Origin of the sequence: Pseudomonas inefficax, assembly GCF_900277125.1 — a bacterium.
Lineage (GTDB): Bacteria > Pseudomonadota > Gammaproteobacteria > Pseudomonadales > Pseudomonadaceae > Aquipseudomonas > Aquipseudomonas inefficax.
The window spans coordinates 110,116-134,841 of the sequence record NZ_OPYN01000108.1 but is presented as its reverse complement, the minus strand read 5'-3'; the positions used below and the strand labels follow the sequence as shown (position 1 = coordinate 134,841).

21 protein-coding genes are annotated in these 24,726 nt (G+C 64.4%); 11 read left to right on the top strand and 10 right to left on the bottom strand.

Annotation, left to right across the window (positions count from 1 at the left end; translation table 11 throughout):
* Positions 1-71 precede the first annotated feature (71 nt).
* Positions 72-380, bottom strand: coding sequence for a transposase (locus tag JV551A3_RS14005; protein ID WP_133978797.1), 309 nt, complete (start codon positions 378-380; stop codon positions 72-74).
* Positions 381-553: 173 nt separating this feature from the next.
* On the opposite strand from JV551A3_RS14005, the gene JV551A3_RS14000 reads away from it, so the two are divergent.
* Positions 554-952, top strand: a complete 399-nt coding sequence (locus tag JV551A3_RS14000; protein ID WP_013972930.1) for a MerR family transcriptional regulator — start codon at positions 554-556, stop codon at positions 950-952.
* 19 nt (positions 953-971) lie between these two features.
* Complete coding sequence (locus tag JV551A3_RS13995) at positions 972-1,871, top strand: hydroxymethylglutaryl-CoA lyase (RefSeq protein ID WP_133972012.1); 900 nt, start codon at positions 972-974, stop codon at positions 1,869-1,871.
* Positions 1,872-2,403: 532 nt separating this feature from the next.
* Here the strand turns inward: JV551A3_RS13995 and JV551A3_RS13990 are convergent.
* Entirely contained in the window at positions 2,404-2,922 is a 519-nt protein-coding gene (locus JV551A3_RS13990) for an MgtC/SapB family protein (RefSeq protein ID WP_112252537.1), read from the bottom strand.
* A gap of 235 nt (positions 2,923-3,157) precedes the next feature.
* Between JV551A3_RS13990 and JV551A3_RS13985 the strand changes: the two genes are divergently transcribed.
* The 4 genes from JV551A3_RS13985 (at position 3,158) to JV551A3_RS13970 (ending at position 8,195) form a co-directional block, all read left to right on the top strand.
* Positions 3,158-3,397 carry a DUF3203 family protein gene (locus JV551A3_RS13985; protein ID WP_112252539.1) on the top strand — a complete coding sequence of 80 codons (240 nt, stop codon included), beginning with the start codon at positions 3,158-3,160 and terminating at the stop codon, positions 3,395-3,397.
* Positions 3,398-3,518: 121 nt separating this feature from the next.
* Positions 3,519-4,922: a cytochrome c oxidase accessory protein CcoG gene (ccoG, locus tag JV551A3_RS13980; RefSeq protein ID WP_133972010.1), complete on the top strand. Its 1,404-nt coding sequence runs from the start codon at positions 3,519-3,521 to the stop codon at positions 4,920-4,922.
* A gap of 50 nt (positions 4,923-4,972) precedes the next feature.
* Entirely contained in the window at positions 4,973-6,382 is a 1,410-nt protein-coding gene (mapR, locus tag JV551A3_RS13975) for a GntR family transcriptional regulator MpaR (protein WP_112252541.1), read from the top strand.
* A 118-nt stretch (positions 6,383-6,500) separates the two neighbouring features.
* Positions 6,501-8,195 (top strand): response regulator, encoded by a 1,695-nt coding sequence (locus JV551A3_RS13970; protein WP_133972008.1) that lies wholly within the window; start codon positions 6,501-6,503, stop codon positions 8,193-8,195.
* Between the two features lie 9 nt (positions 8,196-8,204).
* Here the strand turns inward: JV551A3_RS13970 and JV551A3_RS13965 are convergent, their stop codons facing one another.
* Both JV551A3_RS13965 and JV551A3_RS13960 read right to left on the bottom strand, forming a co-directional pair.
* Positions 8,205-8,951, bottom strand: coding sequence for an SDR family oxidoreductase (locus tag JV551A3_RS13965; RefSeq protein WP_112252543.1), 747 nt, complete (start codon positions 8,949-8,951; stop codon positions 8,205-8,207).
* 75 nt (positions 8,952-9,026) lie between these two features.
* Positions 9,027-10,043 (bottom strand): FAD:protein FMN transferase, encoded by a 1,017-nt coding sequence (locus JV551A3_RS13960; protein ID WP_133972006.1) that lies wholly within the window; start codon positions 10,041-10,043, stop codon positions 9,027-9,029.
* Between the two features lie 250 nt (positions 10,044-10,293).
* On the opposite strand from JV551A3_RS13960, the gene rsxC reads away from it, so the two are divergent.
* On the top strand, positions 10,294-11,694 hold the full coding sequence (gene rsxC / locus JV551A3_RS13955; RefSeq protein ID WP_133972004.1) for an electron transport complex subunit RsxC: 1,401 nt from the start codon (positions 10,294-10,296) through the stop codon (positions 11,692-11,694).
* Positions 11,691-12,641 (top strand): RnfABCDGE type electron transport complex subunit D, encoded by a 951-nt coding sequence (locus JV551A3_RS13950; RefSeq protein ID WP_133972002.1) that lies wholly within the window; start codon positions 11,691-11,693, stop codon positions 12,639-12,641. Before rsxC ends, JV551A3_RS13950 begins: the two co-directional genes overlap by 4 nt.
* 47 nt (positions 12,642-12,688) lie before the next feature.
* Here the strand turns inward: JV551A3_RS13950 and JV551A3_RS13945 are convergent, their stop codons facing one another.
* From JV551A3_RS13945 to JV551A3_RS13925, 5 genes are all read right to left on the bottom strand, one after another.
* Positions 12,689-14,224 (bottom strand): DHA2 family efflux MFS transporter permease subunit, encoded by a 1,536-nt coding sequence (locus JV551A3_RS13945; RefSeq protein WP_112252547.1) that lies wholly within the window; start codon positions 14,222-14,224, stop codon positions 12,689-12,691.
* Positions 14,221-15,414, bottom strand: a complete 1,194-nt coding sequence (locus tag JV551A3_RS13940) for an HlyD family secretion protein (protein ID WP_112252548.1) — start codon at positions 15,412-15,414, stop codon at positions 14,221-14,223. Before JV551A3_RS13940 ends, JV551A3_RS13945 begins: the two co-directional genes overlap by 4 nt.
* A 30-nt stretch (positions 15,415-15,444) precedes the next feature.
* On the bottom strand, positions 15,445-15,918 hold the full coding sequence (locus tag JV551A3_RS13935) for a MarR family winged helix-turn-helix transcriptional regulator (protein ID WP_112252549.1): 474 nt from the start codon (positions 15,916-15,918) through the stop codon (positions 15,445-15,447).
* Positions 15,919-16,164: 246 nt separating this feature from the next.
* Complete coding sequence (locus tag JV551A3_RS13930; protein WP_133972000.1) at positions 16,165-16,794, bottom strand: response regulator transcription factor; 630 nt, start codon at positions 16,792-16,794, stop codon at positions 16,165-16,167.
* Positions 16,795-16,806: 12 nt separating this feature from the next.
* Positions 16,807-18,213, bottom strand: coding sequence for a sensor histidine kinase (locus JV551A3_RS13925; protein WP_133971998.1), 1,407 nt, complete (start codon positions 18,211-18,213; stop codon positions 16,807-16,809).
* Between the two features lie 193 nt (positions 18,214-18,406).
* Here JV551A3_RS13925 and JV551A3_RS13920 point away from each other — a divergent pair, with 193 nt between their 5' ends.
* The 3 genes from JV551A3_RS13920 to JV551A3_RS13910 all read left to right on the top strand — a co-directional run bounded on the left by JV551A3_RS13920 (position 18,407) and on the right by JV551A3_RS13910 (position 23,211).
* Entirely contained in the window at positions 18,407-20,029 is a 1,623-nt protein-coding gene (locus tag JV551A3_RS13920; protein WP_133971996.1) for an acyl-CoA synthetase, read from the top strand.
* A 136-nt stretch (positions 20,030-20,165) separates the two neighbouring features.
* The gene (locus JV551A3_RS13915) at positions 20,166-21,935 is read left to right on the top strand and encodes an acyl-CoA dehydrogenase C-terminal domain-containing protein (RefSeq protein WP_133971994.1); all 1,770 of its coding nucleotides are present in this window, start codon (positions 20,166-20,168) and stop codon (positions 21,933-21,935) included.
* Between the two features lie 268 nt (positions 21,936-22,203).
* Positions 22,204-23,211, top strand: a complete 1,008-nt coding sequence (locus tag JV551A3_RS13910) for a FecR family protein (RefSeq protein ID WP_133971992.1) — start codon at positions 22,204-22,206, stop codon at positions 23,209-23,211.
* Positions 23,212-23,224: 13 nt separating this feature from the next.
* Here the strand turns inward: JV551A3_RS13910 and JV551A3_RS13905 are convergent, their stop codons facing one another.
* The gene (locus JV551A3_RS13905) at positions 23,225-24,544 is read right to left on the bottom strand and encodes a Na+/H+ antiporter family protein (RefSeq protein WP_025338869.1); all 1,320 of its coding nucleotides are present in this window, start codon (positions 24,542-24,544) and stop codon (positions 23,225-23,227) included.
* Positions 24,545-24,726 lie beyond the last annotated feature (182 nt).

The window sequence follows — 24,726 nt, the reverse complement described above, 5'->3', positions numbered from 1 at the left end:
GCTACGGGACACGCTCAGCGCACTGCAAAGGAGGCTGGTCGGATACGAGCCTGACTCTCTCAGTTCCTCGATCAGGAAAAACGATCGGGATCCGACATCANGAGAGCCGTAGCCTTTTTTAAGATTTCAGCCTCGGTCTCCAGGCGCTTGATCTTGGCTCGCAGCTGCTGGAGCTCTCGCTGTTCGTCGCTGATCGCTTTGGTACCGGCTACTGGCTGGCCCTTCTGTCGCTCTTTACGTACCTGATCAACCCAGCGGCGCAGGGCTGTAGGGCCGACGTCCATTGAAGCGCAGACGTCGGGAATCGAGCAGTGGTCATCTAGAACCATGCTGGCGGCACGTTGCTTGAACTCGCGGGTGTAGGTCTTTCGTTCTTGCATGAAACCTCCTGATTGGGCGAATCATATCGCCCTTAAGAGGTGTCCGGGATCATTAGGCCAGTTCAGCAAGCCCGCGAAGAGAGCGGCACAGGCAACACCCATTCCGCGCCCCTGCTTGACGTATACGTCAACCTGCCCTCAGGATACCCGCATACCCCACGCCGAGCCCCAGCATGAGCACCCAGACCTACAGCATTTCCGACCTGTCCCGCGAGCTGGACATCACCACCCGCGCCATCCGCTTCTATGAGGAACAGGGCCTGCTGAGCCCCGAGCGCCGTGGCCTGGAGCGTATCTATTCCGCGCGTGACAAGGTCAGCCTCAAGCTCATCCTGCGCGGCAAGCGCATCGGCTTTTCGCTGGCCGAATGCCGCGAGCTGATCGAGCTGTACGACCCCTCCAGCGGCAACCTCAAGCAGCTCAACAGCATGCTGGCGAAAATCGCCGAGCGCCGCGCCCAGCTGGAACAGCAGATGCTCGACATCCACCAGATGCAGCTGGAACTGGACACCGCCCAGGAGCGCTGCGAACAAGCCCTGGCCGCCACCCTGAACAACAAAGACAACCGCTGAACGCCACAGGAAACCCGCCATGCCCTTGCCCAAACACGTCCGCCTGGTCGAAGTAGGCCCCCGCGACGGCCTGCAGAACGAAGCCCAACCCATCAGCGTTGCCGACAAGGTGCGCCTGGTGGACGACCTCACCGAAGCGGGCCTGGCCTATATCGAAGTGGGCAGCTTCGTCTCGCCCAAGTGGGTACCGCAGATGGCCGGCTCCGCCGAAGTCTTCGCCGGCATCCACCAGCGCCCGGGTGTCACCTATGCGGCGCTGGCTCCCAACCTGCGCGGCTTCGAGGACGCCCTCGCCGCAGGCGTGAAGGAAGTGGCGGTGTTCGCGGCCGCGTCCGAAGCCTTCTCGCAACGCAACATCAACTGCTCGATCAGCGACAGCCTCAAGCGCTTCGAGCCGATCATGGAAGCCGCGCGCAACCACGGTGTGCGCGTACGCGGCTATGTGTCGTGCGTGCTCGGCTGCCCCTATGAAGGCAAGGTCAGCGCCGAGCAGGTCGCCCCGGTGGCCCGTGCCCTGCACGACATGGGCTGCTACGAGGTATCGCTGGGTGACACCATAGGCACCGGTACCGCCGGCGAAACCCGGCGCCTGTTCGAGGTAGTTTCGGCACAGGTACCGCGCGAGCAACTGGCCGGGCACTTCCACGATACCTATGGCCAGGCCCTGGCCAACGTGTATGCCAGTCTGCTCGAAGGCATAAGCGTGTTCGACAGCTCCGTGGCAGGGCTGGGCGGCTGCCCCTATGCCAAAGGCGCTACCGGCAATATCGCCAGTGAAGACGTGGTGTACCTGCTGCAGGGGCTGGGCATTGAAACCGGCATCGACCTGGACCGGCTGATCGCCGCCGGCCGCCGCATCAGCAGTGTGCTGGGCCGCGACAACGGGTCGCGGGTAGCGCGGGCGCGCAGCGCGCAATAAGTCATACGGGTGTCACATTGGCGTGGGTGAAGTGTTACCGCCCCCACGTCTTGCAGCAAAAAATCGGGTAACAGGGAAACAAATCGGCAGAATTTCAGGCCGGTCGATTTCGAACGAAATCGCCAAGCGCTTGATTTTAAAGGTTTTGCAAAAGTTGGCACGCACCCTGCTATATCTCTGGTACAACAACAAAAAGAATGTAACACCCAATAAAAACAACATGTAACGGCTCTGACATAACAAGAACAACACGGCAGAGGCGTAGCAAGCAGATTTTTTTGGAGTAGACACGCTTTTCAGGGGTACGCCCCGCGGTCTGGCACAGAACAATAAAACTACCTCAAGGTAGCGGCAGCCAGGTTCGGATCAGCAATGATGAAGGCAGGTCAGCGCTCAAAAAAATACGTTTGCTCTTGACCCCGCATGGGGGTCGCCCGCAACACCAGGACAGGCTGACAAAAACAACAACAGGCCGGTCCCAATAATAAAAAAAGAGCAGGCAACAACGCTTTGAGGGGAGCTTCGGCTCCCCTCAGTGCTTCCTGCCCTCTTCCTCCTCCTGCTTTCCCTCATCCTGCCCTTCGAGCTTGTCCACCAGCAACGGCATCGTGCCCAGCACCAGCAGGGCCAGTATCGTGCTGATCAATGCCGTGGCTTCGCGGCCCATGCCGGCTGCCGTACCGATGGCGGCGGTCATCCACAACCCGGCCGCAGTGGTCAGGCCCTTCACATGGCTGGCGTCCTGGCCGTTCCCCTTGAGAATGGTGCCCGCACCAAGAAAACCGATACCGGCGACAATGCCCTGGATCACCCGGCTCAGCGCCTGCTCATTGGCCCCAGCCATGCTCGGCGCCAGCACGAACAGCGCGGCGCCCAGCGAAACCAGCATATGCGTGCGCACCCCGGCGGCCTTGCCCTTGTGCTCGCGCTCGAAGCCCAGCACGGCGCCGAGCAGGGCTGCCATCAACAGGCGGACGAGGATTTGCGTGACTTCGCGAGCGTCGGTGATATCGGCGAATTCAGCCTGGATCGCTTGCCAGATGAGGTCCATTGCGGTTGTTCCCGTGCCTGACATTGGTGTTGCCAGGCCCGGCCTCTTCGCGGGTAAACCCGCTCCCACAAGTGTTGCGATCCCTGTGGGAGCGGGTTTACCCGCGAAGAGGCAGAGCCTGCCATCTACAAAGACTGACCTATGAACACAGCGCAAAGTGCCGCTCAGCTTCCTGATGCAGCAACCGCCCTCCACCTGTGGTCCACCCTGTAACCACTCCCAGGAGGACCACCCCATGCCCGTTGAAATCGACGAATCCACCCGCCGCTGCACCCTCATCGGTGAAGACCTGCGCATCGAGGGTGATGGCCCGGACATCGAAATCGTCACCGACGAACAGCTGCGCATGTCAGTGGCCCTGCTGGCCGGCCAGCGCGTGCCCATCACCGAAGCAGAGGCCGATGCACTCACCGTCGCGGGTGCGGTGGATAGCCGCAGGCATCTGAAGGCCAGCACGCCAGGCTCGGTAATCTGAGGCCTGGCGGGGCTTGCCCGCAAATCTGATACGGTTTTTATCGTAAAATCTGAGCCTGTGCTGATAACAGCCTCAGGGCCATAGTGCTCATGCCTGATCGAGGCCTGATGAGCACCGAGCCATGAACGATAGAATCCCTTTCACAGAGATCGCCACCGCCCCAGCCAGCCCCCAGCTGCACCGCGCTGACAATGGCATCCATACCCGCAGCTTCACCGGGCTGTACCGCAACCTGCGCATCGGCTTTGCCGGCGCCCTGTTCGTGCTGTTCTTCGGCACCGCCTGGCTGAACTGGAACGGCCGCCAGGCCGTGCTGTGGGACCTGGGCAACAGCAAATTCCACATCTTCGGCGCCACCTTCTGGCCGCAAGACTTCATCCTGCTGTCGGCGCTGCTGATCATCTGCGCCTTCGGCCTGTTCGCCATCACCGTGTATGCCGGCCGCGTGTGGTGCGGCTACAGCTGCCCGCAGAGCACCTGGACCTGGCTGTTCATGTGGTGCGAAAAGGTCACCGAGGGCGACCGCAACCAGCGCATCAAACTGGCCGCCGCACCCTGGAGCCTGAACAAACTGGCCCGGCGCACGCTGAAGCACAGCCTGTGGCTGGCCATTGGCGTGCTCACCGGGCTGACCTTCGTCGGCTACTTCACCCCGATCCGCCCACTGGCCTCGGAACTGTTCACCTTGCAACTGGGCGGCGTGGCGCTGTTCTGGGTGTTGTTCTTCACCGCCGCCACCTACATCAATGCCGGCCTGCTGCGCGAAGCGGTGTGCCTGCACATGTGCCCCTATGCACGCTTCCAGAGCGTGATGTTCGACAAGGACACCCTGGCGGTCGCCTATGACCCGCGTCGCGGCGAAGCCCGTGGCCCGCGCAAGAAAGGCAGCGACCTCCGAGCCCAGGGCCTGGGCGACTGCATCGACTGCACCTTGTGCGTGCAGGTGTGCCCGACCGGCATCGATATCCGCGATGGGCTGCAAATGGCCTGCATCGGTTGTGCGGCGTGCATCGATGCCTGCGACGGGGTAATGGACAAGATGGGCTACGCTCGTGGCCTGATCGGCTACAAGTCCGAACGCAGCCTGCAAGGTGGCACCACCCATTGGCTGCGCCCGCGCCTGCTGGGCTACGCTGCCGCGCTGGCGGTGATGATCGCGGCGCTGGTGGTGGCCTTGCAAATGCGTCCGATGGTGTCGCTGGACGTGATCAAGGACCGCGGCCTGTTCCGCGAAAATGCCCAGGGCCAGATCGAGAACATTTACCTGCTGAAAGTCATCAACAAGACCGAAAGCACCCGGCACTACGAGCTGCGCCTGCTGGACGCCGACGGTTTCAGCCTGCAGGGCAAGACTTCATTCATGATCCCGGCCGGTGAAATGAGCGAACTGCCGGTGTCGGTGGCGATGCTCGCCGAGCGCCCGGCCAGCAGCTCGCAGGCGCTGAGTTTCGAGATCAGCGAGCGCGACGACCCCGCCATCCGCAGCGTGGCCCACAGCCGCTTCGTCGCACCGATGAACCGTTGATCCCTTACACTGACTCCACCTTGCCTGCCAGGCTTCGACAGAAGGCCAGAATGAAACGCTACGAACGCTTTGCCGACGACATCGCCGAACTGATCCGCTCCGGGGTGCTGGGCCCCGGCCAGCGCGTGCCCTCGGTGCGCTATGCCAGCCAGACCCACGGGGTCAGCCCGTCCACCGTGTTCCAGGCCTACTACTTGCTGGAGCGGCGCGGGCTGATCCGTGCAAGGCCGCGCTCGGGCTACTTCGTCAACGCCCACGCCCCGCGCCAGTTCAGCGAGCCGCAGGCATTGCAACCGGTCAGCGAGTCCACCGACGTCGACGTCAGCGCGCTGGTGTTCTCGATCCTCGACTCGATCAAGGACCCCAACACCGTGCCGTTCGGCTCGGCCTTCCCCAGCCCCGAGCTGTTTCCCCTGCAACGCCTGTCGCGCTCGCTGGCCAGCGCCAGCCGCAGCATGGACCCGCGCATGGTGGTGACCGACCTGTCACCGGGCAACCCGCAGCTGCGTCGGCAGATTGCCCTTCGCTACATGGTCGGCGGGTTGATGCTGCCCATGGAGGAGCTGCTGATCACCAACGGCGCGCTGGAAGCCCTGAACCTGTGCCTGCAGGCCGTCACCCAGCCCGGTGACTTGGTGGCCATCGAAGCCCCGGCCTTCTATGCCTGCCTGCAGGTGCTGGAGCGGCTCAAGCTCAAGGCCGTGGAAATCCCCGTGCACCCGCGCGAAGGCATGGACCTGGGCGTGCTGGCGCAAACGCTGGAAAAGCACCCGGTAAAGGCCGTGTGGTGCATGACCAACTTCCAGAACCCAGTGGGCGCCAGTATGCCGGAAGCGAAAAAGCAGGCACTGGTGGAGCTACTGGCGCGCCATCAGGTGCCATTGATCGAAGACGATGTGTACGCCGAACTGTACTACGCACAACAGGCCCCCAAACCGGCCAAGGCCTTCGACACCCAGGGGCTGGTGATGCACTGCGGCTCGTTCGCCAAGAGCCTGGCGCCTGGCTACCGCATCGGCTGGGTGGCGGCCGGGCGCTTTGCGCAGAAGATCGAGCGGCTCAAGCTGATGACCTCGCTGTGTGCCTCGATGCCGGCCCAGGCGGCCATCGCCGATTACCTGCAGCACGGCGGCTACGACCGCCACCTGCGCAAGCTGCGCTATGCCCTGGAAGGCCAGCAGGCCAACATGCTGGCAGCCATCGCCCGGCACTTTCCGGCGCAAACGCGAGTCAGCCAACCTTCCGGCGGCTACTTCCTGTGGTTGGAGCTGCCCGAACGGATGGACGCCCTCAAGCTGTTCCACATGGCCTTGGCCCAAGGCATCAGCATCGCACCCGGCCCGATCTTCTCGCCTACCCGGCGCTTCGGCAACTGCATCCGCCTGAACTACGGCAGCCCCTGGCATGAGGATGCCGAACGGGCGATGGAAACCTTGGGGCGGATCATCCGCTCGTTCTGATGGCTGGTGCCTCGGTGGGCGACTATCGTTGCCCGATCCGCTACCCCCGTGTTGGCTGACTATTCGCCAGTTACCGAACACGCTAAAGTCTGGGCTTAATCTTTTGTCGGACTTCGGCATGCCCTCCCGCGACCTGCTTTCACTGCGCCAACAAGTCGAAGCCCTGCAGCAGCAGAACGCGTTGCTGCAGGCCCGCCTGGCAAGCCATCAGCAACACGACCAGAACTTCTACCGCTCGCTGTTCGACACCATGGACGAAGGCTTCTGCATCATCGAGTTCTTCGACGGCCCGCACGGCCCGCTGAGCGACTATGTGCATGTACTGGCCAATGCGGCCTATGCCAAACACGCCGGCATCCCCAACGTGGTGGGGCAGAAACTGCGCGAGATGGTGCCCGATGAGGCCGACGACTGGGTCGCTCGTTATGGCGCGGTGCTGCGCACGGGCGAGCCGCTGCATTTCGAGCAGGAACTGGTCGCCACCGGTCACGTGTTGTCGGTGACCACCTTCCGGGTAGAGCCTGCCGAAAAGCGCCAGGTGGCGGTACTGTTCAAGGACGTTACCGAACGACGGCGGGCCGAGCTTGCCCTGCAGCGCCTGAACGAGGAGTTGGAAGAACGGGTGAATGCGGCAGTGGCAGAACGGGCCAAGGCCGAGGAGGCCCTGCGCCAGGCACAGAAGATGGAAGCCGTGGGCCAGCTCACTGGCGGCATCGCCCACGACTTCAACAACCTGCTGGGCGGCATTCTGGGAGCTCAGGAGCTGATGCGCCAGCGCCTGGGTCAGTCGCGTTTCGACAGCCTGGAGCCCTTGCTGGAACTGTCCAGCGGTTCGGCGCAGCGGGCCTCCTCGCTGGTGCACCGGCTGCTGGCATTCTCCCGTCAGCAGACCCTGCAGCCCTGTTCCACGCAAGTGGCCACGCTGGTGTGCGGCATGGAAGAGCTGCTGCGCCGCACCATCGGCCCCGCCATCACCCTGGCCAGCCATTTCCCCCGCCAGCTGTGGCCGACCTTCATCGACCCGCCGCAACTGGAAAGCGCCCTGCTCAACGTGTGCATCAATGCCCGCGATGCCATGCCTGCCGGCGGCGTGATCGATATCCACGGTGACAACCTGCTGCTCGACGACGAGCAAGCCCGCGCACTGGAACTGCCAGCTGGCGAATACGTACGGCTGAGCATCATCGACAATGGCAACGGCATGTCGACGGAGGTGGCCGAGCGCGCCGTCGACCCGTTCTTCACCACCAAACCGATGGGCCAGGGCACTGGCCTGGGCTTGTCGATGACCTACGGTTTCGTGCGCCAGTCGGGCGGGCAGCTACGGGTATTGTCGACGCTTGGCAAAGGCACCCGCATCGAGCTGCTGCTTCCCCGCCACCACGAGCACCCCGAAGCCCCGGCCCCCATGCCACCGCGCACATTGCCGGACAAAAGCAGCACAGCCACGCAGCGTATCCTGCTGGTCGAAGACCAGGCCGCCTTGCGCGTGGTCGTCTGCGAGGTGCTGGAAGAACTGGGTTACCTGGTCAATGCATTCGAGAACGGCCCGGCCGCCCTGGCCCACCTGCAACATGGCGAGCGGCCAGACCTGCTGCTGAGCGATATCGGCCTGCCCGGCGGCCTGAACGGCCGCCAGTTGGCTGAACGCTGCCGCGAGCGCCACCCCGACCTGAAGGTGCTGTTCATCACCGGCTATGACGAAAGCGCGGCGCTCAGTGACGGCCAGTTGTTGCAAGGTACTCAGGTACTGACCAAGCCGTTCGAGCTGCAAGTGCTGGCCGAACGGGTAGGCATGCTGCTGGAGGATTGACCGGCGCGTTCAGCGCCCGCCGCCCAGGTCGATGAAGCTGCCGGTAGAGTACGAGGCTTTGTTCGAGAGCAGCCAGAGGATGGCCTCGGCCACTTCTTCGGGGTGCCCGCCGCGCCCCATCGGCAAGCCGGGTTCGAGCTTGCTGACCCGGTCGGGGTCGCCCGACAGCGCATGGAACCCGGTGTGGATGTAGCCTGGCCGCACGCCGTTTACACGCACACCCTCGCCTGCCACTTCCTTTGCCAGGCCAATGGTGAAGGTGTCGAGAGCGCCCTTGGAAGCGGCATAATCCACGTATTCGTTGGGCGACCCCAAGCGTGCGGCAACCGAAGACACGTTGACGATGGCCCCGCCCTGCCCTCCGTGCCGGCGTGCCATGCGCAGCAGGGCGTGCTTGGCGCAGAGCATGGGGCCGACGACGTTGGTCTTCATGATCTTGAGCAGGCGGAATTCGGACATGTCCTCGACCCGGCTTTGCTGGCCGATGGTGCCGGCATTGTTGACCAGCGCGGTCACCGGGCCGAGTTCTTCGTCCACGCGCTGGAACAGCTGGATGACCTCATCCTCGACACTGGCGTCGGCGCGCACGGCGATGGCCTTGGCCCCCAGCTCGCGGACCTGGCCGAGGACGGTCTCGGCGGCCTGGTCGTCGGCGTGGTAGTTGATGCAGATGCGGTAGCCCTCGCGGGCGGCCAGCAGCGCCGTGGCGGCGCCGATGCCGCGGCTGGCACCGGTGATGACGATGACTTTCTCCATGGATCTGCCAATCGTTTGGAAAGGGAGCATCGACAATAGGGGAAAAGGCTGCGTGTGGGAATGACCTTCCTTCAGCTACGGCCCGGGCTTGCCCTGCGTGGGGAACAACGTCTCGAACCGCGACGTGGCCCGCGCGGCGAAACCCCGCCCCTGGTGCATGATGAAATAGGCGGCGATTTCATGCCGCTCGGCGAAGGCATAGCCGTCCTCCGGGCCGAGCACCATCAACAGTGTATCCAGGGCATCGGCACGCAGCACCGAAGGGTCGACCACTGACACTGCCGCCAGCGCGTGTTTGACCGGCCTGCCGACACGTGGATCGAAGGTGTGCGAATAACGCTGACCACCTTCCTCGAAATAGTTGCGGTAATCGCCGGCGGTGGCAACGCCGTAGCCATCCAGGGCGATGGCGCGCTCCACTTGCTGCTCACCCTCGCCTCTCGGTACTTCGAGGGCGATGCGCCAGGGCGAGCCATCCGGTTTGCGGCCGACGCCCTTGAGTTCGCCGGTGATCTCGACCAGATAGGCCCGGATACCCAGGGCCGCAAGCCGGTCACCCACCCGATCCACTGCATGGCCGGCAAGCATGCTGTCGAAATCCAGCTGCGCCGCCACATCCTTGCACAGCGTTTCGCCATCCAGGTGCAAATGCTGCAGGCCTACCCGTGCCTGCTCCCGTGCCAGCGTGCTGGCGTCCGGCACCTGCCTGCCGCGTGACTGCGGGCCGAAACCCCAGAGGTTCATCAGTGGCAAAACCGTCAGGTCGAAAGCCCCGCCACTCTCACGGAACAGAGACACACCGTACACCAGCAAGTGCTGCATCTCTTCCGGCACCGCCTGACAGGCGCCGGCCGGCAGAGCGTTGAAGCGGGAAATCACGGAATCAGCGCGCCAGTTGGAAAACTGTTTGTCGAGCGCCTCCAGAATCAGCTCGACTTCGGCCTTTACCTGCCGCGAATCAGGCGTCTGCGCATTGGGTACGTACTGGATCGAATACGTGCTGCCCATGGTCGGCCCGCCAAAGCGTTCGATCCTTTCGCCGCAGCCATACAGCAACGTCACCAGCATCACCAACAGGCTCGCGCGCATCATTCGACACCTCGCAGACTCTGGCCGCCCGTTCGCGGCGCAGGCTATTTCACCAGAATTGCGAGATGGCAATTGGCCTACCGTTCATCAGCAAACCTGGTCAAAAATCGAACAAAATCATCATTGAACACTCTGATCTGCGCGGGTGATCAATCATCCCCCTCCCTTTCCGCTGAACGTCCCGGACGCAATAAAACCATCATGTGCATAAGCGCATAGGGGCGTTCTTTGCCCAAAAATTGGAGGACAGTACATGTCTAGCCATTCGTTGCAGAGCGTCGAACGCCTGCAGAGCCGCATCCGCGCCCAGCGCCTGCCGCAACACAAACCTTTCTGGCAGCGCCTGCTGGCCATCGCCTCCTCCTCTCAGCGTAGTTGGCACGGAGGGATCGAGCTCAGGGGATACAAGGAACTATCCAACGCCACGCCGATTGCCCCGGTCGCGATCGGAATAATCCAGCTGGCGATTCCGCTCGGGCGGGGTCGGCGGTTTGTCCAGCCTTGCGTTCAGCCGGGCCAGCATGTGCGCAAGGGCGAAGTGATCGGTATTGGCGACAACACCACCGCTTGGGTGCACGCCAGTACTTCTGGCGTCGTGGAACGGATCGAACATGTCTTCGCGGCCGACTCGGCCGAGCCAGTCATGGCCGTCATCCTGAACGCAGATGGCCTGGATGAGTGGATCGAACGCCCGGCGCCGAGCCTGCCACAAACGCCAGAGGCGCTGGCCGAACGCGCATTGCAAATGGGCATAGTCGGCCTTGGTGGGGCGGGTTTCCCGACGGCCCTCAAACTGGCCGGCGCACGCCAGCCCGATCTGCTGCTGATCAACGGTGCCGAATGCGAGCCCTTCCTTACCTGCGATGACCGCCTCATGCGCGAAAACGCCGAAGCATTGATCAAGGCCGCCGACCATATCGCCGCGCTGCTGGGAATAACGACAACCCGTTTCGGCATCGAAACCAACAAGCCGGAGGCGATGGCCACGTTACGTGCCGCCGCTCGCCAGGCGCGTACCCGGGTCGAAATATGTCCGCTACCGGAGCGTTACCCCGCAGGTGGGCAGCCGCTGATGATCAAGAGCCTCAGTGGCCGCAACCTGGCCCCGGGAAGCCGGCCCGCCGATATCGGCGTGCTGGCGTTGAATGTCGCAACGCTCTACGCGCTGGGCCGGGCCATGTTCCAGGGCGAACCACTGACCAGCCGCGTGCTGACGCTGACCGGTGACTGCGAACGCCCGGGCAATGTGCGGGTGCCGGTGGGTTACCCGGTCAGCAAACTGCGCGCGATTGCTGGCGCGTCCGCCACGGGGCAGTTGACCCAGGTTGGCGGCCCGATGATGGGGCTGCCGCTACCGGACGCCAACGCCTTCGTCAGCAAGACCAGCAGTTGCCTGATATTCGGCGCCGAGCGCTACCTGCCGGCTGCTCGCCCCGCCGGCAGCTGCATTCGCTGCACGCGCTGCGTGGATGTCTGCCCGATGTCGCTCAGGCCGCTGGACCTCTACGCTGCCGCCGAGCGCCTGGACAAGGCCAGCCTGCAGGAGCTGCGCCTGGATGCCTGCATCGAATGCGGCAGCTGCAGTAGCATCTGCCCAAGCAGTATCCCGCTGCGCGAACGCTTCCGCCAAAGCAAGACGGAGGTCCGCGCATGAGCCTGATACGCCACCCCATCCCGCAACGACTGCGCACGGTGATGCTGCTGGTCGTTTTGTGCCTGCTGCCGGGCACCGCCCTGTATGCCTGGCAATTTGGCGTCGTGGTCTGGTTGCAAGTGTTCTGGTGCGTGCTGTTCGCCCTGGGCTTCGAAGCCGCCCTGCTGCGCCTGCGCGGGCATGACGTACGCGAGGGTTTGAGCGACCTCAGCTGGCTGGTGCTGGGCCTGATACTGGCTCGGGCATTGCCGCTGATGGTGCCGTTGTGGATGATCGCCCTCGCCAGCTTTGCGGCGCTCGCCCTATGCAAGCACGCCAGTGGAGGCCTTGGCCGCAACCGTCTCAACCCGGCCATGGTAGGGCTGGGGATCGTTGCCATCTGCTTCTACCAGCAGTTGTACCCCGCGCCATCGAACCATGCCCCCTGGACCGCAACCCTGGACGCCAAGGCGGTTCTGCTCCAACAGTTACAGTTGGTGCCACGCCTGGATCTCGATGCGTTCGCCGGCGCCACTCAACTGGCGCAGAACGATTTCATCCATGTCACCCACAACCTGTCGGGGTTCGGCTACATTGCCGGCGGTTTGTTGCTGGCTTTGCTGCGGGTGATCCGCATCGAGATTCCGCTGGCGATGCTCGCCAGCACAGTATTGCTGTGCATGGCCGCCGGCCACAGCCTGCAGGAAGCCGTGTACAACCTCAGCCTCGGCGGCTACCTCTTCACCGCCTTCTTCATCGCCACCGATCCGGTCACCAGCCCCAATACCCGCGCCGGTCGCATCCTCTTCGGCGTGACCGTCGGCACGCTGACCGAACTGATTCGCGAATTCGGGCTGTATGCCGATGGCCTCTGCTTCGCGGTGCTGGCCGGCAACCTGCTGGTGCCACAAATCGACCGCTTGGTGCTGCGCATGCAGCGGCCCTGGTACGCAGCAGCCAATGCCTGACATGGCATTTGCCAAGGGCTAGAGCCTGGGCCCTGTTCTGGCCCGGCTCAATGCCCTGCCGACGCCGGCCCCGCCTTGGCGGTAAAGGGCGGTTTGGCAAACCACACCAGCAGGATCAACCCGGCGAAAACCCAGGTCATCAGGGTGAAGTAGTCCACCGTCGACATCATGTACGCCTGCCCGTTGAGTATCTGCTCCAGCTGCGCATGGCTCTGCGGGCTGGCCCCGCCCAGCTGCTCCAGGGTATGCCGCGTGGCCGGGTCGAACTGGCTGATGTGCTCGCTCAGGTAGGCATGGTGCTGGTCCGCCCGGCGAATCCAGATCCAGGTGGTCAGCGACGCCGCGAAACTGCCGCCCAAGGTACGCAGGAAGGTCGCCAGGCCCGAGCCATCGGCAATCTGCTGCGGTGGCAGGTCGGACAGCAGGATGCTCAAGGTCGGCATGAAGAACAGCGCCACGCCAATGCCCATGAACAGCTGTACCAGCGCCACATGCTGGAAGTCCACCTCGCTGGTGAACCCGGCACGCATGTAGCAGCTGCTGCCGATCGCCAGGAACGCCAGCCCGGCCAGCACACGCAGGTCGAAGCGGTGCGCGTACTTGCCCACGAACGGCGACATGAGCACCGGTAACAGGCCGATCGGCGCCACCGCCAGGCCAGCCCAGGTAGCGGTGTAGCCCATCTGCGTCTGCAGCCACTGCGGCAGGATCAGGTTGATGCCGAAGAACCCGGCATAGCCCCCTACCAGCACGATGGTGCCGACGCGGAAGTTGCGGTGCGCGAACAGGCGCAGGTTGACCACCGGGTGACGGTCGGTCAGCTCCCAGATCACGAACACTGCCAGGAACACCAGCGAGATCAGGCTGCCGACGATGATGAACGACGACTCGAACCAGTCCAGGTCATTACCCTTATCCAGCACCACCTGCAAGGCGCCGACGCCGATGATCAGCGTCAGCAGGCCGATGTAGTCCATTGGCTGGCGACTGGTGACCACTGGCCGGGTGCGCATCTGCTGGCGCACCACGGCGGCGGCGAACAGGCCGATGGGCACGTTGATGAAGAAGATCCACGGCCAGCTGTAGCTATCGGTGATCCAGCCCCCGAGAATCGGCCCGGCAATCGGCGCCACCACCGTGACCATCGCCAGCAGCGCCAGGGCCATGCCGCGCTTGGCCGGCGGGTAGACGGCGATCAGCAAGGTCTGGGTCATCGGGTACAAAGGCCCGGCCACCACACCCTGCAACACGCGAAAACCGACCAGCTCCGGCATCGACTGGGCGATACCGCACAGGAACGAGGCCAGCACGAACAGCAGCGTGGCCCAGATGAACAGCTTAACCTCGCCAAACCGTCGGCTGAGCCAGCCGGTCAGCGGCAGGGCGATGGCATTGCTCACCGCGAACGAGGTGATGACCCAGGTGCCCTGCTCGTAGCTAACCCCAAGGTTGCCGGAAATGGTCGGCAAGGCCACGTTGGCGATGGTGGTGTCAAGCACCTGCATGAACGTCGCCAGCGACAGGCCGATGGTGGTCAGCAGCAGGCTCGGCGGCGTGAACTGGGCAGCGGCGTTGTTGCTCATCGCTGGGCCGTCTTGCCGGTTGCGCTGTTTTCGTGGATCAGCCGCGCGATCAGGTTGTCGGCTTCGACCAGCTGGCGGTCATACACCTGGGTGGTGTAGCTGGCCTGCTGCGGTGGCTGCTGGGCCAGGGTCGGGCCGCTCTGGTCGTGCAGGTCGACCTCGACCACGGTGGACAGGCCGATACGTAGCGGGTGGTCCTTGAGCTGGTCGGGGCTGAGGTGGATGCGCACCGGCACGCGCTGGACGATCTTGATCCAGTTGCCGGTGGCATTCTGCGCCGGCAACAGGGCGAAGGCGCTGCCGGTGCCGGCGCCAAGGCTGTCGACCGTGCCGCTGTACCTGACCTCGCTGCCGTACAGGTCGGCGCTGATCTGCACCGGCTGGCCGATACGCATGTCGCGCAGCTGGGTTTCCTTGAAGTTGGCGTCGATCCACACCTGGTCCAGCGGGATCACTGCCATGGTCGCGGTGCCCGGTTGCAGGCGCTGGCCCAGCTGCACGGTACGCTTGGCGACGTAACCGGTAACCGGTGCCACCAGGGTGGTGCGGGCGTGGTCGAGGTAGGCCTGGCGCAGGTCGGCGGCGGCGGCCATCACCTCGGGGTGCGAGGACACCACGGTGTCATCGACCAGGGCGCTGCTGGTGCTGAGCTGCTGGCGTGCACTGTTGACGGCGGCCTCGGCCACGCTCAGGTCATCGCGGGCGTGGGACAATTCCTCCGCAGCAATCGCACCGCTGTCGGCCAGCACCTTGCGCCGGTTGAAGTCCTGGCGGGCCTTGCGCAGCTCGGCCTGGCGGGTTTCCAGCTGGGCCTTGAGCGCGTCGACGTTGCTGTACAACCCGCGCACCTGGCGCACGCTGCGCGCCAGCCTGGCTTCTGCAGACTGCAAGGCCACCTGGCTGTCGGCCGGGTCGAATTGCAGCAGTACCTGGCCGGCGTGGACCAGGTCGCCGTCATCAGCGCCAATGCTGGTGACGGTGCCGGTGATCAGCGGCGTGATCTCTACCACATTGCCGTTGACGTAGGCGTCGTCGGTGCTTTCGTGCCAGCGCCCGACCAGGCTGTACCAGGCCCAGGCGCCGGCGCCGGCAACGATCAGCAGCAACAGCAGGCCGAGCAGCCAGGCCTTGCGCTTGCGCGACGGTTCGGGCGCGGCGGAGGGAGTCGGGGTGTCTGCGGGAGTGGCCATGACAATACCTTGGATAATTCGTGACAGGGATCAACGATCGCCGAAGCGGCGTATCGTCAACGGGTCGCCGGCAGCAAGCAGGACCTTGGCCAGCAGGCCTTCCAGGGCCTGGAGCTCTTCGGCTGCCAGCGCGCCGCACAACTCGTTCATGGCTGCCGCGCCGATTTCCGGCAGGCGGTCAGCCAGGCGCTGGCCGTCGGCGGTAAGGGCCAGGCGCACCTGGCGACGGTCGTCGGCGCAACGGTTGCGCACGATCAGTTCCTTCTGCTCGAGGCGGTCGAGCATGCGGGTCATCGACCCGCTGTCCAGGCCCAGGTAGCGGCACAGCTCGGCCGGGGTGTCCACCTGGTACTGGGTGACAATGATCAGCACCTTGAACTGCGCGGCGGTGACGCCTTCGGATTCGAGGTGCCAGTCGAGAATGCGGTCCTTCAGGATCGCTGCGCGGCCAAGCAGCATGCCGATAGCGCAGGTCTGGAAGTTTTCGGGGGAAAAATGGGCCATCGGAGGCTGCTCGGGTAATTGTGTGAAAATATTACTGCCTAGGCAGTGAATGTCAAAGCTTTGATTAGGTTGCTATGGAAAATTTCATGGTTTCTGCCCCTTGCGCTGCCCCCTGTAGGAGCGGCCTTGTGTCGCGATGGGCCGCAAAGCGGCCCCGGCAATTTTTGCTGGGGCACAAAACCTGGGGCCGCTTCGCGCCCCATCGCGACACAAGGCCGCTCCTACAGGGCCATGCGTCAAGGCCTGCTACGGTGTTCGCAGGCCCAGTGCCTCCACCGCCCCGCAGGCAATGGCCATGCCCACCAGCTCCGCCAGACTATCGGCCTGCAACCGTTTCATCACTCGCCCCCGGTACAGGTCCACCGTCTTCACGCTGACGCCCAGCCGCTCGGCAATCTCGCGGTTGCTCAACCCTTGGGCCAACGGCACGAACACATCACGCTCGCGCGGGGTCAGGCCATCGATGCGCGCCTGCACCCGGGCCAGCGCCTGGTCGTCCTGGCGTGCCCGCCCGACGCTTTCCAGCGCGGCCTGTACGCTGTCGAGCAGCAACTGATCGTTGTAGGGTTTTTCGATGAAGTCGCAAGCGCCGGCCTTGAAAGCCCGCACCACGATCGGCACATCGGCATGGCCGCTGACGAAGATCACCGGCAAACCCAGGCCACGCTCGCGCATCGCCTGCTGCACCGCCAACCCGCCCAACCCTGGCATGCGCACATCCAGCAGCACGCAGGCCGGGCCATCGTCGACGCAGGCGTCGAGAAACGCCTGCCCGCTGGCGAACGGCAATGCCTGCAAACCTACCGACTGCAGTAGCCACACCGTCGAATCCCGCATGCCCTGGTCGTCATCGACCACATACACTTTCGCTTGCACCGCCCTCTCCCCTTATCCCCTGCTGACCGCCAGGCGGCAGCACAGTACCAGACCGCCATTGTCACCGGCTCGCGCCCACAGGCTGCCGCCAAAGCCTTCGATCAGGCTGCGGCTCATGCTCAGGCCCAACCCCAGGCCGTCGGCCTTGCTGGTGGTGAACGGCGTGAAGATTTCATCCAGGCGCTCGGGCGCAACGCCCGGGCCCTGGTCGGCCACCTCGACCAGCACGCCGTCGCCATCGCGCGCGGCGCCGAGCAGGATACGTGACGGCCGCTCGCCATGCTGCTCGCGGTTGGCATCGATGGCGTTGCGCAGCAGGTTCACCAGTACCTGCTCCAGCAGTACCCGGTCGGCATACACCAAGGGCAGTTGCGCGCTCATGCGCAGCTCGACCACCACCTGGTCACGCGCGGCCTCCCATGCGCACAGGCGCATGGCTTCGCCGGCCACCTCGGCCATGTCCAGCGCCTGCAGGCGGCGCGGCCCCTTGCGCAGGAATGCGCGCAAGCGGCGGATCACCTCGGCGGCATGGGTGGCCTGTTCGCTGATGCGCTGCAGGCCCTGCCCCACCCGCTCGCGGGCCTGCGGGTCGCGCTCCAGGCCCTGCAGGTAGCGCTGGCTGGCGTTGGCGTAGTTGACCACTGCGGCCAACGGCTGGTTGATTTCGTGGGCAATACCCGATGCCAGCTCGCCCAGGGTGGCCAACCGGGCACTGTGCGCCAGGCTTTCCTGGGCCTCGATGCGCAGGGTGATGTCGCGTGACACGCTGACCACCTCCACCACCGCGCCGGTGTACGTTTCACGGATGGCCCGGCTGGCGATTTCGAACCAGCGGTAGCCGCCTGCGGCCTGGCGCACCCGGCAGGTCATGGTGTGGTAGCCGTCCTGGTCCAGGGCGGCGGCGGCCTGGCGCAGCACCTGGCGGCGCTCACGCGGGTGCAACAAGGTATGCACGGCCATGCCGCGCAATTGCTCTGGCCACAGGCCAAGCAGGCGGAATGCCGCCGGCGAGGCATCGAGGAAACGGCCGTCGGGGCTGTGCCGGGAGATCAGGTCAGTAGTGTTTTCGATGATCAGCCGGTACAGCCGCCGGGCGCGACTGGCCTCCCGTGCGCCATGGCGCTCGTCGCTGGCGTCTCGGCAACGCGCCAGCACCTGCTGGCCCTGGTCGTCAGGGATGAAGCTCCACAGTACGATGCGTTCACCGACCTGCACTTCGACGTCGGCGATCGCCCGGCGCTGGCGCAGGCAGGCGCGCACCAGGGCGGCGCAGTTGCCCGGCAGCCAGCTGGCCAGTGCCGGGCCTTCATCGACCCAGTCCTGCAGTGCCGAGTTGAGTGCCAGTGGCCTGGCGTCGCCGGCCAGCATCAGGCTGGGTTGCGGGTCCTTGGCGAGCAAGGGATAGGCTGTGTTATCCAAGGTAAGCGGCTCGTTGTTATAGTAGTTTTACTATATTGCTATAGTCGATATTCCTAATACCATAGCGACTCGCGTAAAACTGCGACAAGGGGGCGACCTACCGTCCGCCTCCCTGCACCCTGAACAGAGCTAACAATCAGCCACCGGGGGCCAAGCGCACAGGTTGTGCCTGCCTCCCTTACAGGATCACCGCATGTCGATCTATGCCCAGGGCCTGATGCCCGCTGCCGTCAACCATGTCGCTCTCACCCCGCTCAGTTTCATCGAACGCACCGCTGCCGTATATGGCGATTACCCGGCGGTGATCCACGGTGCCATCCGCCGCAACTGGCAGCAGACCTACCAACGCTGCCGGCGCCTGGCCAGTGCCCTGGTGGGCCGGGGTATCGGCCGTGGCGACACCGTGGCGGTGATGTTGCCCAACATTCCGGCCATGCTCGAAGCCCATTTTGGCGTGCCCATGACCGGCGCCGTACTCAATACCCTGAACGTACGCCTGGACGCCGAGGCCATCGCCTTCATGCTGCAGCATGGCGAGGCCAAGGTGCTGATTACCGACCGCGAGTTCCATACCGTCATCGAGGCGGCCCTGGCCTTGCTCGAGCACCCGCCATTGGTGGTGGATGTGGATGACCCGGAGTACGGCGAAGGCCGTGCGGTCAGCGAACTGGATTATGAGGCGTTCCTCGCCGAAGGCGACCCGGACTTTGCCTGGGAATGGCCCGATGACGAGTGGCAGGCAATCTCGCTCAACTACACCTCCGGCACTACCGGCAACCCCAAGGGCGTGGTCTACCACCACCGTGGCGCTTACCTGAACGCGCTGGGCAACCAGATGGTCTGGGCCATGGGCCACCGCCCGGTGTACCTGTGGACCTTGCCGATGTTCCACTGCAACGGCTGGTGCTACCCGTGGACCATCACCGCGCTGGCCGGCACCCATGTGTTCCTGCGCCGGGTCGACCCGCAGAAGATCCTGACCCTGATTCGCGAGCATCGGGTCAGCCACCTTTGCGGCGCACCGATCGTGCTCAACGCCCTGGTCAACATGCCCGAGGCAGCCAAGGCGGCCATCGAGCACCCGGTGCAGGCCATGGTCGCTGGTGCCGCGCCACCTGCCAAGGTCATCGGCGCCGTGGAAGAAATGGGCATCCAGGTTACCCACACCTACGGCCTGACCGAAGTCTACGGCCCGGTCACCGTGTGCGCCTGGCATGACGAATGGGATGAACTGTCGCTGGAAGAGCGCGCGCGGATCAAGTCCCGCCAGGGTGTGCGCTATCCGACACTCGACGGCCTGATGGTCGCCGACCCGCAAACCCTCGAACCGGTGCCGCGCGACGGCAACACCCTGGGCGAGATCTTCATGCGTGGCAACACGGTGATGAAGGGCTACCTGAAGAACCCTGAGGCCACCGTCGAAGCCTTCCGTGGCGGTTGGTTCCACACCGGTGACCTGGCCGTGTGGCATGCCGACGGCTATGTCGAGATCAAGGACCGGCTCAAGGACATCATCATTTCCGGTGGCGAGAACATCTCCACCATCGAGGTCGAGAACGCCCTGTACAAGCACCCGGCGGTGCTGGAAGCCGCAGTAGTGGCGCGCCCGGATGAAAAATGGGGGGAAACCCCCTGTGCCTTCGTCGCCCTCAAGGCGGGCCGCGAAGACACCCGCGAAGCCGACATCACCAGCTGGTGCCGCGAGCACCTGGCCGGGTTCAAGGTGCCGAAGACAGTGGTGTTCGGCGAATTGCCCAAGACCTCTACCGGCAAGATCCAGAAGTACGTGCTGCGCGACCGGGCCAAGGCCCTCTGATCCTGTAGCTGCCTCTTCGCGGGTGAACCCGCTCCCACAGGGATCGCACCAGACCTGAACCCTGCACTGTACCTGTGGGAGCGGGTTCACCCGCGAAGAGGCCCGCCCAGATTTCCCACTTTTTCAAGAGCCCCCAATGACCACCTACACAGCCCCCCTGCGTGACATGCGCTTCGTCCTGCATGATGTATTCGACGCCCCGGCCCTGTGGGCCCGCCTGCCTGCGCTGGCCGAGCGCATCGACGCCGATACCGCCGATGCCATCCTCGAAGAAGCAGCCAAGGTCACCAGCCAGCTGATTGCCCCGCTCAGCCGCAACGGTGACGAGCAAGGCGTGCGCTTCGCCGCAGGCGAAGTCACCACCCCTGACGGCTTCCGCGAGGCCTGGCACACCTACCGCGAAGGCGGTTGGGTCGGCCTGGGCGGCAACCCCGAACATGGCGGCATGGGCATGCCGAAGATGCTCGGTGTACTGTTCGAAGAAATGCTCTACGCCGCCGATTGCAGCTTCAGCCTGTATTCGGCGTTGAGCGCGGGCAGCTGCCTGGCGATCGATGCCCACGCCAGCGAAGCGCTCAAGGCCACCTACCTGCCGCCTCTGTACGAAGGCCGCTGGGCCGGCACCATGTGCCTCACCGAACCCCATGCCGGCACCGACCTGGGGCTGATCCGCAGCCGCGCCGAGCCCCAGGCCGACGGCAGCTATCGCATCAGCGGCAGCAAGATCTTCATCACCGGCGGCGAACAGGACCTGACCGAAAACATCGTCCACCTGGTGCTGGCCAAGCTGCCGGATGCGCCAACGGGCGCCAAGGGCATCTCGCTGTTCCTGGTGCCCAAGTACCTGGTCGAGGCCGATGGCCGCCTGGGAGCGCGCAATGCCGCCCATTGCGGCTCGATCGAACACAAGATGGGCATCAAGGCCTCGGCCACCTGCGTCATGAACTTCGATGGTGCCGTCGGCTACCTGGTGGGCGAGCCGAACAAGGGCCTGGCGGCGATGTTCACCATGATGAACTACGAGCGCCTGTCCATCGGCATCCAGGGCATCGGTTGTGCCGAGGCGTCCTACCAGAGCGCCGCCCGCTACGCCAACGAACGCCTGCAAAGCCGCGCCGCCAGCGGCCCAAAGGCACAGGACAAGGCTGCCGACCCGATCATCCACCACGGCGATGTGCGGCGCATGCTGCTGACCATGCGTACCCTCACCGAAGGTGGCCGGGCGTTTGCCGCCTACGTCGGCCAGCAGCTGGACCTGGCACGCTACGCCGAAGACGCCGGCGAGCGCGAGCATGCGCAGCGCCTGGTGGCGCTGCTGACACCGGTGGCCAAGGCGTTTTTCACCGACAACGGCCTGGAAAGCTGCGTGCTCGGCCAGCAGGTGTATGGCGGCCATGGCTACATTCGCGAATGGGGCCAGGAGCAGCGGGTGCGCGACGTGCGCATCGCGCAGATCTACGAAGGCACCAACGGCATCCAGGCCCTCGACCTGCTCGGGCGCAAGGTGCTGGCCGACGGTGGCCAGGCGCTGGCCAGCTTTGCCGCCGAGGTGCGGGCCTTCAGCGTGGATGCGCCGCTGCACCGTGAAGCCCTGCAAGCGAGCCTGGCGCGGCTGGAGGCCACCAGCGCCTGGCTGCAGGCGCGGGCCGGCGAAGATACCAACCTGGTCAGCGCAGTGGCGGTGGAATACCTGCAGCTGTTCGGGCTGACGGCGTATGCCTACATGTGGGCGCGGATGGCGGCGGTTGCGTTGGCCAGGCGTGACGAGGATGCGGCGTTTCATGGGGCCAAGCTTGCGTGTGCGGAGTTCTTTTTTCAGCGGGTGTTGCCGCGGGGGTTGGGGCTGGAGGCCAGTATCCGGGCGGGTAGTGGCAGCCTTTATGGTTTGGAGGCGGCGCAGTTCTGAGAGGCCATGGGGGCGCTTTGCGCCCCATCGCGACACAAGGCCGCTCCTACAGGGGAACGCGATTCCATGTAGGAGCGGCCTTGTGTCGCGATGGGCTGCAAGGCAGCCCCAAGGATTTCAGCAACTTCTTACATGCGCGAAGGGTTCTCAAACGCCGGAAAACCATCATCAATCCGACGAAAACCGGCACAACTGATAGTCATTCGCCATTACTTCGGTTCTCGGGAGCCCTCCAGCAAGGGTAGAATGCGCAAAACCCGGAGCCGCAATGAACCACGACCGCCTCAATCCCAGCCCAGACGATGCCATCACCGACGCCGCCGCGAACTGGTGCATGCGCCTGCACGCCGAAGATTGCACGGTAGCCGAGCGCGAGGCGTTCTCCCGCTGGCTGGCGGCCGACCCGCGGCACGCCGAGGAATACCATGCGATGCTGGAAATCTGGCAAACCGCCGACCTGCTGCCGCGCAATGCCACTGTCATCGACTTCAACCCGCCCGTGCAAAAGGCTGCGCGCCCGCGCAACTGGCGGCCGCTGGCATCCGCTGCCGCAATCGCCCTGGCGGTGCTGCCGCTGGCCGGCTGGGTGGGCTGGGAACAAGGCTGGCTGCCCAATCACTACCAGCACTTCGAAGCCAACGAACACATGCAGACCGTGCAGCTGAGCGACGGCAGCACGGTGCAGCTCAACCTCAACACCGAGCTCACCTACCTCAACTACAAGGACCAGCGCCAGGTCTTGCTCAAGCGTGGCGAGGCGTTCTTCAAGGTACAGCACGACAGCAGCCACCCGTTCATCGTGCATGCCGGTCGTGGCCAGACCCGCGTCACCGGCACTCAGTTCAACGTGTGGAAGTACCAGGACCAGGTCAAGGTCACCCTGGTGGAAGGTTCGGTACTGGTATCCAGCGACGGCAGCGCCAGCGGCTACCGCCTGGGCCCGGGGATGCAGGCAAGCTACCACAAGGGCGACTTCGAGCCGCAACTGGAGCAGAGCAACGACTTCGGCAACAGCCTGGCCTGGCGCGACGGCAAGCTGGTGCTCGACAACCTGAGCCTGGAAGATGCCCTGCCGGTGATCAACCGCTACCTCGACGCACCGCTGCTGCTGGCCGACGCCAGCACCGGCCGCATCCGCATCAGCGGCATCTACAACACCCGCGAGGTGGGGCGCCTGGTCAACAACCTGCCCAAGGTGCTGCCGGTCTACCTGACCCGCAGCAAGGACGGCAGCACCGTGCTCAACCGCATCTCGCCGCCGCCCGACAAGGGCTGATGCCCTTCCTGCCTTACAGCGTCATCGCCGCCAACCAGCCGAACGCCAGCAGTGGCAGATTGTAGTGGATGAAGGTAGGCACCACCGTGTCCCAGATATGGTGGTGCTGGCCATCCACGTTCAGCCCCGAGGTCGGGCCCAGGGTCGAGTCCGAGGCAGGCGAGCCCGCATCACCCAGGGCACCGGCGGTACCAACGATGCACACCGTGGCCAGCGGGTCGAAGCCCAGCTGCACGCACAGCGGCACGAAGATCGCGGCCAGGATCGGTACGGTGGAAAACGACGAGCCGATGCCCATGGTCACCAGCAGGCCCACCAGCAACATCAGCAGGGCACCGACGCCCTTGCTGTGGTCGATCCACTGTGCCGAGGTTTCCACCAGGCTCTTCACTTCGCCGGTGGCCTTCATCACATCGGCAAAACCTGAGGCGGCAATCATGATGAAGCCGATCATGGCCATCATCTTCATGCCTTCGGTGAACAGGTCGTCAGTGTCCTTCCAGCGCACGATGCCCGACAGCGAGAAGATCAGGAAGCCGACCATGGCACCGATGATCATCGAGTCCAACCACAACTGAACGATGAACGCCGAGGCAATCGCCAGCCCAGCCACCAGCAAGGTCAGCGGGTTGTACTGCACGCTCACCTGCTCCACCTGCTCGATGCGGGCCAGGTCGTAGTCACGTTTCTTGCGGTAGCTGATGAATACTGCCAGCAACAGGCCAGCCAGCATGCCGGCGGCCGGGATGGCCATGGCGTGGGTGACATTCACGCCACTCACGTCGACACCCGCGCGGGCAACGTTGGCCAGCAGGATTTCGTTGAGGAAGATGTTGCCAAAGCCCACCGGCAGGAACATGTACGGGGTGATCAGGCCGAAGGTGATCACACAGGCGATCAGCCGGCGGTCGATGCGCAGGCGGGTCAGCACGTATAGCAGCGGCGGCACCAGCAAGGGGATGAAGGCAATGTGGATAGGCAGGATGTTCTGCGACGACACCGCCACCACCAGCATCAGGCCCACCAGCAGCCATTTGACCTTGCCGCCATTGGCATGGCCCTGGCGGTCGATCATGGCCAGGGCGCGGTCGGCCAGGGCATGGGCCAGGCCGGACTTGGCGATGGCCACGGCAAAGGCGCCCAGCAGTGCATAGGACAGGGCTACCGTAGCCCCACCGCCGAGGCCGCCGTTGAAGGCCTTGAGCGTACCCTCGATACCCAGGCCGCCCACCAGCCCACCGGCCAGGGCCCCGATGATCAGGGCGATGACCACGTGCACGCGGGACAGGCTGAGTATCAGCATGATGCCGACCGCGGCGATCACTGCATTCATGGTTGGCTTACCTCATTGCGACAGAAAAAAAGCGCGCACTGTGCAGCAGTGGGCGGCGGATGTCAAAAACGCCATGTTTCGGCGCATTACCAATGCCTGGTGCGGCCCGGCGGTTAAATTGAACGTTTGAATAAAGAAAAGCCTGCGATGGCCGACACAATCGTCAGCCACACTCTTATTAC

Coding starts and splice junctions, on each gene's coding strand:
- JV551A3_RS14000 (WP_013972930.1), top strand. CDS start 554: ATGAGCACCCAGACCTACAGCATTTCCGACCTGTCCCGCGAGCTGGAC.
- JV551A3_RS13995 (WP_133972012.1), top strand. CDS start 972: ATGCCCTTGCCCAAACACGTCCGCCTGGTCGAAGTAGGCCCCCGCGAC.
- JV551A3_RS13990 (WP_112252537.1), bottom strand. CDS start 2,922: ATGGACCTCATCTGGCAAGCGATCCAGGCTGAATTCGCCGATATCACC.
- JV551A3_RS13985 (WP_112252539.1), top strand. CDS start 3,158: ATGCCCGTTGAAATCGACGAATCCACCCGCCGCTGCACCCTCATCGGT.
- ccoG (WP_133972010.1), top strand. CDS start 3,519: ATGAACGATAGAATCCCTTTCACAGAGATCGCCACCGCCCCAGCCAGC.
- mapR (WP_112252541.1), top strand. CDS start 4,973: ATGAAACGCTACGAACGCTTTGCCGACGACATCGCCGAACTGATCCGC.
- JV551A3_RS13970 (WP_133972008.1), top strand. CDS start 6,501: ATGCCCTCCCGCGACCTGCTTTCACTGCGCCAACAAGTCGAAGCCCTG.
- JV551A3_RS13965 (WP_112252543.1), bottom strand. CDS start 8,951: ATGGAGAAAGTCATCGTCATCACCGGTGCCAGCCGCGGCATCGGCGCC.
- JV551A3_RS13960 (WP_133972006.1), bottom strand. CDS start 10,043: ATGATGCGCGCGAGCCTGTTGGTGATGCTGGTGACGTTGCTGTATGGC.
- rsxC (WP_133972004.1), top strand. CDS start 10,294: ATGTCTAGCCATTCGTTGCAGAGCGTCGAACGCCTGCAGAGCCGCATC.
- JV551A3_RS13950 (WP_133972002.1), top strand. CDS start 11,691: ATGAGCCTGATACGCCACCCCATCCCGCAACGACTGCGCACGGTGATG.
- JV551A3_RS13945 (WP_112252547.1), bottom strand. CDS start 14,224: ATGAGCAACAACGCCGCTGCCCAGTTCACGCCGCCGAGCCTGCTGCTG.
- JV551A3_RS13940 (WP_112252548.1), bottom strand. CDS start 15,414: ATGGCCACTCCCGCAGACACCCCGACTCCCTCCGCCGCGCCCGAACCG.
- JV551A3_RS13935 (WP_112252549.1), bottom strand. CDS start 15,918: ATGGCCCATTTTTCCCCCGAAAACTTCCAGACCTGCGCTATCGGCATG.
- JV551A3_RS13920 (WP_133971996.1), top strand. CDS start 18,407: ATGTCGATCTATGCCCAGGGCCTGATGCCCGCTGCCGTCAACCATGTC.
- JV551A3_RS13915 (WP_133971994.1), top strand. CDS start 20,166: ATGACCACCTACACAGCCCCCCTGCGTGACATGCGCTTCGTCCTGCAT.
- JV551A3_RS13910 (WP_133971992.1), top strand. CDS start 22,204: ATGAACCACGACCGCCTCAATCCCAGCCCAGACGATGCCATCACCGAC.
- JV551A3_RS13905 (WP_025338869.1), bottom strand. CDS start 24,544: ATGAATGCAGTGATCGCCGCGGTCGGCATCATGCTGATACTCAGCCTG.